Source organism: Streptococcus sp. A23, from assembly GCF_043674155.1.
GTDB lineage: Bacteria > Bacillota > Bacilli > Lactobacillales > Streptococcaceae > Streptococcus > Streptococcus suis_V.
This window is the reverse complement of the sequence record NZ_JBIMJP010000030.1, coordinates 1-8682: the sequence shown is the minus strand read 5'-3', so window position 1 is coordinate 8682 and position 8682 is coordinate 1. Positions and strand designations below refer to the sequence as shown.

Below are 8682 nucleotides of genomic sequence, written 5' to 3'. Positions count from 1 at the left end.
TCATTGATATATCCTCGCTGTCATTTTTATTCATTTTACACTAAAATAGACTTATCAGAAAACTTTGCAACAGAACCGTTCGCCTTGTACACAAGAAATCGCTGTATTCAGAGCTTTTGCAGAGATTGTGGATGATGCTGATTGTGATGTGGTAGTTATTGATACCGCACCAACAGGACATACATTACTATTACTTGATTCTACCCAAAGCTACCATAAAGAAGTAGAGCGGACATCTGGTGAAGTACCAGAATCAGTGAAACGTCTCTTACCTCGTTTGCAAGATGGAAAAGAAACCGAAGTGGTCATGGTCACTTTACCTGAAACAACACCTGTTTATGAATCTATGCGACTACAGGAAGACTTGGATCGAGCAGGCATTGCTCATACATGGTGGGTCGTGAATAACAGTATGTTAACAAGTGGTACAACAAATCCAATGTTACTAGTCCGAGCACAAAATGAAAATACATGGATTGATAAAGTAGCAGAATTATCTAATAATCATTATGGGGTTGTAGAATGGCATGCAGAAGAAATCTCTGGAGAAGCACTACACAATATATTGAATTAGAAGCATTTTATTTTTTTTTATTGATAGATAGAAATTTTTCTATATTTCTAAACGTACGGGAACCAGTTATCCAATTGCAGCTTCATTATCGTTTACCGCAGCGAGCAATAATTTTGAATTAGCAATTGCGGTAGCAGTTGGCGTATTTGGTATTAATTCAGGGGAAGCCTTTGCAGCAGTAATTGGTCCACTAGTGGAAGTTCCGGTTTTGATTGGTTTAGTAAATGTAGCATTGAAATTTAAGCAAAAATATTTTAAGCAAACTTAAAAAAGGAATGAGGCATCTTTATGAAAATTGTGATTATTGGTTCAGTAGCAGCTGGGACAAGTGTGGCTGCAAAGGCTAGACGAAATACAGAGGAAGCAGAGATTGTTGTCTACGACCAAGACAAGGATATTTCCTATTCAATTTGCGGGATTCCTTATTATATAGGAGATGAAGTTGAAGAGTTAGATAAGTTGACCCCTAGAAATGCTGCATGGTTTAAAAAGCGTTATAATGTAGATATTTTTACAGAGCATCGAGTGACAGCTATTCATCCTGAAACTCAAACACTTGAGGTTGAGAATCTTCAAACAAAGGAGAAGAAAACCGAATCCTATGATGAATTGGTTTTAGCAACAGGAGCCAAACCGATTGTGCCAGAGATTTTTAAAGCACAGCAAGCTAATAGAAATCTTTTTCATGTTCGTACTATTCAAGATGCTGCTGCCATTCACTCATTTATTGAAAAAGAAAAGCCACAACAAGCTACTATTATTGGTGCAGGCTTTATTGGATTAGAAATGGCAGAGCAATTGGTTCATAAAGGAATAGAGGTAACTATTATTCAACGTGGCAATCAAGTCATGAAACAAATGGATGCTGATATGGCTTATCGTGTCCAAAAGGAGCTTGAAAAGAATCATGTTAAGCTCCAACTGAATACAACAATCACAAAAGTAATAGAGAAGGATGGCTATATTACTGAATTAGCAACCAATCAAGAGCAAACAATCAAATCGGATTTAGTCATTCTTGCAGCTGGTGTTACTCCGAATACTTCACTTATTCAATCGACAACTATTCAATTGGGAAAATCTGGTGCGATTAAAGTGAATAAGAAAATGCAGACAACGGTACCACATATTTATGCGGTAGGAGATGTTTCTGAGAGCTATTCTGTCATTACAGATAAACCAATATATCGTCCACTTGGATCAACTGCTAATAAGATGGGTAGAATTGCTGGTGATATCATCACAGGAGGAACACTGGAACATCGTGGTATTTTAGGAACTGGTATTGTTCGAGTTTTTGATTTAGCGGTTGCATATACTGGTTTAACAGAAAAAGAAGCTAAATTAGAAGGATTAGAGACAGCTATTCTTTATAATATTAAGCCAGATCATGCGGACTACTTAGGTGGAAAAGAGCTGACAATCAAAGCTTTAGCAGATAAAAGTAGCGGGAGAATTCTTGGAGCTCAGATTATTGGAGAGCAAGGTGTAGATAAACGAATTGACGTAATTGCCACTGCAATTTCATTTGGTGCAGTAGCAGAAGATTTGTTCCATTTAGACCTTGCTTATGCACCACCATTTGCGACAACGAAAGACCCCGTTCTTTATACTGGAATGGCGTTAGATAATGCAATAAGCAATGGAACACCTTTAATGACCCCAACTGAATTGATTGAGCGACAAGCAAGTGGAGAACAACTGCAAATTATTGATACTCGTTCCAAAAAACAATATGAAATTTCTTGTGTTAAAGGGGCTATCCATATTCCATTAGCAGAAATACGTGATAGAGTGGCGGAGCTAGATAAAAATGTAACAACAATCACGTATTGTAATAAGGGCGTAACTGGAAATGCTGCTCAAAATATCCTGTTAAACGAAGGATTTAAAGAAGTCTATAATTTATCTGGAGGAAATAAAAATTACCAGATAATTGCCCAAATGCTCGCCTCTAACTAATTTAATGATGAAGGGATTAAATAGATGACAGAAGAAAAAAGAGCGTTGGCAAGACTTGCTGGTATCTTGGGAGCTTTCCTCGCTGCCAAACTATTAAACTATCAAATAAATGTTGGTATATTTGTATATTTGTAAATTTTGTTATAATTGTTGTGGTTCTATATGTTTTAGCTAAAAAAAGAGAATCTAAAGCTAAAGAAGACAAAAAATAGTTTGTCACAAATGCAGTTGCACCTTGACTGCATTTGTTTTTTGACAAAAGAAATATAAGTAAGGAGGTAATGAGTAAATGAGCTATGCACTAGATTTAAAAGGCTTAAAAAAAGTATATGCGACCGGTGTTGAGGCGCTGCGTGGTATTGATTTAACTGTAGAAGAAGGAGATTTTTACGCACTGCTAGGTCCAAACGGTGCTGGAAAATCAACAACAATTGGAATTATTACCTCACTTGTTAATAAGACTGCTGGTCAAGTGAAGGTTTTTGATTATGATATTGATAATGATTTAGAGCGAGCAAAGCAACAGATTGGTCTTGTGCCGCAGGAATTTAATTTTAATCCGTTTGAAACGGTACAACAAATTGTAGTAAATCAAGCAGGATATTATGGTGTCTCAAGAAAAGAGGCACTGAAACGTAGTGAAAAGTATTTGAAGCAGTCCAATTTATGGGATAAAAGAAACGTTCGTGCCCGTATGTTATCTGGAGGGATGAAACGAAGACTTATGATAGCTCGAGCATTAATGCACGAGCCACGTCTGCTAATTCTTGATGAACCAACTGCTGGAGTGGACATTGAGCTTAGAAGAGAAATGTGGGTATTTTTAAAAGAGTTAAATGAAAGTGGCACAACAATCATTCTTACAACTCATTATTTAGAAGAAGCAGAGATGCTTTGTCGTAACATTGGAATTATTCAATCAGGTGAGCTAATTGAGAATACAAGTATGAAAGCACTTCTATCAAAACTACAATATGAGACTTTCATTTTTGATTTAGATAGCTACGACAAAAAGCCTGTGATAAAAGGTTATAAGCACTTTTTTGAAGATGATCTAACACTTGCTATAGAAGTTGAACGAAATCAGGGAGTTAATAATATTTTTGAGCAGCTCAATCAGCAAAATATCAAGGTTCTTTCTATGCGCAATAAATCAAATAGATTGGAAGAGTTGTTCTTAAAAATTACCGAAGACAAACATCAAAAGGAGGAGAAAAATGTTTAGTATCTACTTTACAGCACTTAAAAGCTTAGCAGTTAAGGAAACCAACCGTTACCTACGGATATGGGTACAAACTTTAGTGCCTCCTGTTATTACGACCTCATTATATTTTGTTATTTTTGGAAAAATGATTGGTGGTCGTATTGGTGATATGGGCGGCTTCTCCTATATGGAATTTATTGTACCAGGTTTAATTATGATGTCTGCAATCACAAGTTCTTACGCAAATGTTTCTTCATCTTTCTTTTCTCAAAAATTCCAAAAGAATATTGAAGAGCTATTAGTTGCACCTGTACCCACACATGTTATTATTTGGGGATTTGTTATTGGTGGACTGGGTAGGAGTATCTTAGTTGGGACATTGGTTACAGTCATTTCTCTTTTTTTTGTTCCACTTCATGTTTATTCATGGTTTATTGTGGTGATTACATTATTGATGACTGCAATTTTATTTTCATTAGCAGGCTTAATTAATGGTGTTTTTGCACAATCTTATGATGATGTTTCAATTGTACCAACATTTGTTTTACAGCCATTAACTTATTTAGGTGGTGTATTTTACGCCATTTCAATGTTGCCGCCATTCTGGCAGGCAGTATCGAAAATTAATCCAATTGTTTATATGATTTCAGGATTTCGTTATGGATTTCTTGGAACGACAGATGTACCAATTATGGTTTCAATTACAATATTAATCCTTTTTATCATCGTTCTTTATGCAATTTGTTATTATTTAGTAGATAAAGGAAAGGGATTAAGAAGTTAATAATTAAAAGACAGTTATTAGAATTAGCTCTTACCTCTAACATATTTGTGGAGATAAGAGCTTTTTTATTTTATTTCATGAAGATTGTACTTTAATGTATCAAAGAATTTGATTATGGTGTCCCATATCCCATGATATAAGGACTGTTTTTTTCATAACTTAGTTTAGCAATTTTGTCTCCTGAATTACCTTCAATTGTGTAAACAATGTTATTTTCTACTTTCCCAACAATTCCTACATGGTCGCTAACAGAATCACCACCCCAGTCAAAAAAGATGATATTACCACTTTTAGGCAAATTACCTTTTCCCAACCACTGATTTTTAGCTTTAAAACTTTGCAACAGAACCGTTCAGGATCTTGAGAATAGGGTCGCTATCTCAAAGATTGCAACAGACTACAATGTGACTAGGCAAACAATTTACCGAATAAAAAAAGAAATCGACCAACTAATTGTATGATTTCTTTTTTGAATCACGTAAACCTGTTTTTAGGATGATATTTATTGTTTTAGTAGTCACATTTACCACTCTAATTATAAATATCATCCAAGGAGATCCTATACTTCAAAATATAGATTTTACTTTACTTTTAATAGGCATGTATGGATATATTTTTCTCCTCCAAAAATATATCCACCAGATATGGCTTCAATTTTTAATTAGCTTTATTGCAGCATTTATCGTTTTTACTCTTCAAATGTTTAGTGATGGTAGCTATGCTGATTATACTTCTTTTATTGTCGTTGGTGTAGTAGCTTTGTTTTTAGCTTTTATAATGGTGGTGCTCATAAAAGCTCTCTTTAAAAATTCAAAATAATATTTTTTAAAGAGATGAAATTTATAATTTGAAGATCTTATTTTATTTCTCTGGAGCTTTTTATTATCTAAGGAAATCAAAGTATTAATGGGAACACCTACTTAATAAGGTTAGACTGTCATTTTAATATTTAAATGACGCATAGTTTGCTTCATAACTAGCGTTCAAAAAAACTAAAAATGTATCATAAAAAGAAGGCACGCTTATAAACATGCCTTCTTTTATTTGTTGTGTTATTTAACTTTCATCAATCGTAATCCGTTTAATGTTACTAAAAGCGTTGCTCCCATATCTGCTACAATAGCAATCCATAGTGTTAGCCAACCTGGTATGACTAGTAGTAGAGCTAATAGTTTTATACCTAATGAGAAGGTGATATTTTGCTTAATTACTTTTAGAGTTTGACGGCTAAGTCTAACAATGAATGGTAATTTTTGTAAATCGTCGCCCATTAGAGCAACATCAGCAGTTTCGAGAGCCGTATCTGTTCCTGCACCGCCCATTGCAATACCAACCGTCGATGCAGCTAATGCTGGTGCATCATTAATGCCGTCGCCCACCATTGCTACTTTATTATAAGTTGTCCGCAACGCTTTAATCGAATCTAATTTTTCTTGAGGCATTAGATCTCCTTTTATTTCAGTCACACCTAATTGCTTACCAATAGATTCAGCGGTTTTAGTATTATCACCAGTAAGCATAATAGTGTGTTCAATTGACAACTTGTGGAGTTCAGAAATAACGGCAGCACTTGAATCTCTTACTTCATCCGCGACAGCAATTACCCCTAAAATTTGTTCGTCAGTACCGAAATACATGGCGGTTTTCCCTTGTTCTTGAAATTGTCTGTATTGTACTTTGACCGCTGTTTCTTCGATTACTGATGCAGAAAACAGTTTAGGGCTTCCAATATAGTAACGTATGTTTTGATGTATACCTGTAAGTCCTTTACCTGTGATAGATTGGAAATCCTCGATTTGTATTGACTTGTAATCCACATTAGTTTTATCCGCTTCGTTTAAAATAGCAGAAGCTAATGGGTGTTGAGAAAGAGATTCCAACGATGAAATAATCGATAGATAATTTATATCAGTTTCAGAACTGGTTGCAATGAAATCCGTTACGACAGGCTTTCCTTTTGTTAAGGTTCCAGTCTTATCGAAAGCAATTGCTCTCAAATGACCAATTTCTTCCAGATAGACTCCGCCTTTTACTAAAACACCATTTTTTGCTGCATTACCAATAGCCGAAACAATTGAAACAGGTGTTGAGATCACTAATGAACAAGGACATCCGACAACTAAAATGGATAACCCTTGGTAAAGCCATTTATTCCAGTCACCACCAAAGAATAGCGGAGGAACAACCACTATCAAAAGGGCCATAATAATTATGAATGGCGTATAGTATTTTGCAAATTTATCTACAAAGGCTTGTGCAGGAGCTCGTTCTCCTTGCGCTTCTTCAACTAAGTGAATGATTTTGGCAATCGTTGTATCCGTTACTTTTTTTGTTACTTTGACTTCAAGAACACCTTCTTCATTTAGTGTTCCTGCAAACACTTCATCATCTAACTGTTTTTCAACAGGAACCGATTCTCCTGTTATTGCTGCTTGATTTACTGAAGAATGACCGTTGATAACAAGCCCATCCATGGCTATTTTTTGTCCGGGTTTAATGATCATAATATCGTCGATATCGATTTTATCGACACTGACTAATTGCTCTACATTGTTTCTCCTGATAAGAGCTTCTTTGGGAGCTATATCCATAAGAGAACGAATCGACTGTCTTGCTTTATCCATTGAAAATCGTTCCAAAGCTTCGCTAATAGCAAATAGTATTACTACAATAGAACCTTCGGCCCATTCTCCAATAAATGCGGCCCCAATAATTGCAATAGTCATTAAAGATTCCATGGAGAAGTCCAATTTGATCAAATCAGAGAACCCTTCTTTAAATAAATCAAATCCACCAATTATTATTGCCAATATATAAAGAGCTTTCGTTAATAAATGATCTTCGCCCAATGATAGTTGGGAAATCACAGCAACAAGTATAAAACCAAGAGAGATGATTAAAGCGATATTCCGTTTTATAAAAGACTCTTTTGATCTAACTTGTTCATCATTTTCTTGATCATCACGAATGATAAGATTTTCGAAGGCTCCCGCTTCTTCGAGTTCTTCAATTGTTGTTTGGCCTTCTACTGAAATCTTACTTGCACCAAAGTTTACTGTTGCACTCGTAACTCCTGGCAACTGCTTTACATTTTTTTCAAATTTACCTGCACAATTTGTACAGCTTAATCCTTCTATTCGATAGGTTTTTTCGGTCATTTTCTCACTCATGCTAGCACCTCTTCTTTAAAATTTACGCCAAGCTCCATAAGATTTAAGATTTTGATATTTTTAATAAAATAATAGACTAACTTACCATCCTTGTGACTATCAACTACTCCCAATTTTTTTAAGGAGTTCAGATGGTGTGAAGTTGTTGCGACCGAAGCATCAATGATATTAGCAATATCACAAACACATAGCTCATCTTCATGAACTAAAGCATGTACAATTTTAAGTCGATTTTCATCTGACAATATTTTAAAGAAACCACTTACTGACGGAGTATCAAAGTTTGCTAGTTTAGATTTAGCACGATTAACTTTGTCTTCATGAATACAAGTTATTTCACAAATTTCATTATTCATACGATCATTCCTTTACATTCAAATATTTTTTTGAATATATTATATCAGAACATTCATCTATATTCAAGTGAATGTTTGAATGTTCATAAAATGGTCATTTTCTGATCACATAATTGGTGTGATAAAATCAGACCAAACAAAAAAACAGATTTACATTTTAAAACAATCTGTTTTTTTGTTTCAACTTTAATCTTCATTTCTCATGATATAGTAGTAAGTTCCGACTCCACATACAATTGCAACAGAACCAAGGAATGATATTTGAAATTATCTATTCTGCGAAACAAAAAAGACGATAAGTAGATAAGTATAGAAGGGGGCTGTCAAAAATGGTTCGAAGAATCACTTTTTAACTTGCGAGTTTCGGCGAGCATTTGTCTGCGCGGTTCGCAGACGCCGGCACGAAGTGGCGAGACCAGGAGAAAATCAAAACGATTGAGTTTTGTGTTTTCGGGCAGTATGCCAGCGTGTTTAGCGCAATCGAAGGGTGCGCTAAACACGCAAACCTAGAATTTTGCGATTATCTCAGAGAAGGTCACGGTTTTTTAACCGTGATTCAGACTGAAGACAAACACTTAAGAGGCGTTTGTCTTTTTCTGTTTATTGGTCTGATAGTCGGTCTTTTTGCCAGA

Annotated in this window: 7 protein-coding genes and 3 pseudogenes; 7 read left to right on the top strand and 3 right to left on the bottom strand. The window is 35.2% G+C overall.

All coding sequences use genetic code 11. The annotated features are described in order from the left end of the window. Positions 1-76: 76 nt before the first annotated feature. From arsA to ACHBIE_RS10605, 5 genes and pseudogenes are all read left to right on the top strand, one after another. Positions 77-574, top strand: a pseudogene (gene arsA, locus ACHBIE_RS10625) (arsenite efflux transporter ATPase subunit ArsA); the annotation flags it as partial. A gap of 37 nt (positions 575-611) precedes the next feature. Then, positions 612-842, top strand: a pseudogene (locus ACHBIE_RS10620) (arsenic resistance protein); the annotation flags it as partial. Between the two features lie 20 nt (positions 843-862). Beyond that, positions 863-2536: an FAD-dependent oxidoreductase gene (locus ACHBIE_RS10615; protein WP_000706535.1), complete on the top strand. Its 1674-nt coding sequence runs from the start codon at positions 863-865 to the stop codon at positions 2534-2536. A gap of 289 nt (positions 2537-2825) precedes the next feature. Then, positions 2826-3761: an ABC transporter ATP-binding protein gene (locus ACHBIE_RS10610; protein ID WP_105143837.1), complete on the top strand. Its 936-nt coding sequence runs from the start codon at positions 2826-2828 to the stop codon at positions 3759-3761. Continuing rightward, complete coding sequence (locus ACHBIE_RS10605) at positions 3754-4524, top strand: ABC transporter permease (protein ID WP_002415744.1); 771 nt, start codon at positions 3754-3756, stop codon at positions 4522-4524. The genes ACHBIE_RS10610 and ACHBIE_RS10605 overlap by 8 nt, the downstream gene beginning before the upstream one ends. A gap of 112 nt (positions 4525-4636) precedes the next feature. On the opposite strand, the gene ACHBIE_RS10600 is transcribed toward ACHBIE_RS10605, so the two are convergent. Next, positions 4637-4867 carry a CHAP domain-containing protein gene (locus ACHBIE_RS10600; RefSeq protein ID WP_105143836.1) on the bottom strand — a complete coding sequence of 77 codons (231 nt, stop codon included), beginning with the start codon at positions 4865-4867 and terminating at the stop codon, positions 4637-4639. Positions 4868-4874: 7 nt separating this feature from the next. Here ACHBIE_RS10600 and ACHBIE_RS10595 point away from each other — a divergent pair. Both ACHBIE_RS10595 and ACHBIE_RS10590 read left to right on the top strand, forming a co-directional pair. Continuing rightward, positions 4875-4985: pseudogene (locus ACHBIE_RS10595) on the top strand (helix-turn-helix domain-containing protein); the annotation flags it as partial. Positions 4986-5019: 34 nt separating this feature from the next. After that, positions 5020-5343, top strand: a complete 324-nt coding sequence (locus tag ACHBIE_RS10590; protein WP_161497409.1) for a transporter — start codon at positions 5020-5022, stop codon at positions 5341-5343. Positions 5344-5576: 233 nt separating this feature from the next. Here ACHBIE_RS10590 and ACHBIE_RS10585 read toward each other — a convergent pair whose 3' ends face one another. Beyond that, entirely contained in the window at positions 5577-7694 is a 2118-nt protein-coding gene (locus ACHBIE_RS10585; protein WP_001291323.1) for a heavy metal translocating P-type ATPase, read from the bottom strand. Further along, complete coding sequence (locus ACHBIE_RS10580; RefSeq protein ID WP_003726380.1) at positions 7691-8050, bottom strand: metalloregulator ArsR/SmtB family transcription factor; 360 nt, start codon at positions 8048-8050, stop codon at positions 7691-7693. Before ACHBIE_RS10580 ends, ACHBIE_RS10585 begins: the two co-directional genes overlap by 4 nt. Positions 8051-8682 lie beyond the last annotated feature (632 nt).

Excerpts from the sequence above, each read along its gene's own strand:
- ACHBIE_RS10615 (WP_000706535.1), top strand. The coding sequence starts at position 863 with ATGAAAATTGTGATTATTGGTTCAGTAGCAGCTGGGACAAGTGTGGCT.
- ACHBIE_RS10610 (WP_105143837.1), top strand. The coding sequence starts at position 2,826 with ATGAGCTATGCACTAGATTTAAAAGGCTTAAAAAAAGTATATGCGACC.
- ACHBIE_RS10605 (WP_002415744.1), top strand. The coding sequence starts at position 3,754 with ATGTTTAGTATCTACTTTACAGCACTTAAAAGCTTAGCAGTTAAGGAA.
- ACHBIE_RS10590 (WP_161497409.1), top strand. The coding sequence starts at position 5,020 with ATGATATTTATTGTTTTAGTAGTCACATTTACCACTCTAATTATAAAT.
- ACHBIE_RS10585 (WP_001291323.1), bottom strand. The coding sequence starts at position 7,694 with ATGAGTGAGAAAATGACCGAAAAAACCTATCGAATAGAAGGATTAAGC.
- ACHBIE_RS10580 (WP_003726380.1), bottom strand. The coding sequence starts at position 8,050 with ATGAATAATGAAATTTGTGAAATAACTTGTATTCATGAAGACAAAGTT.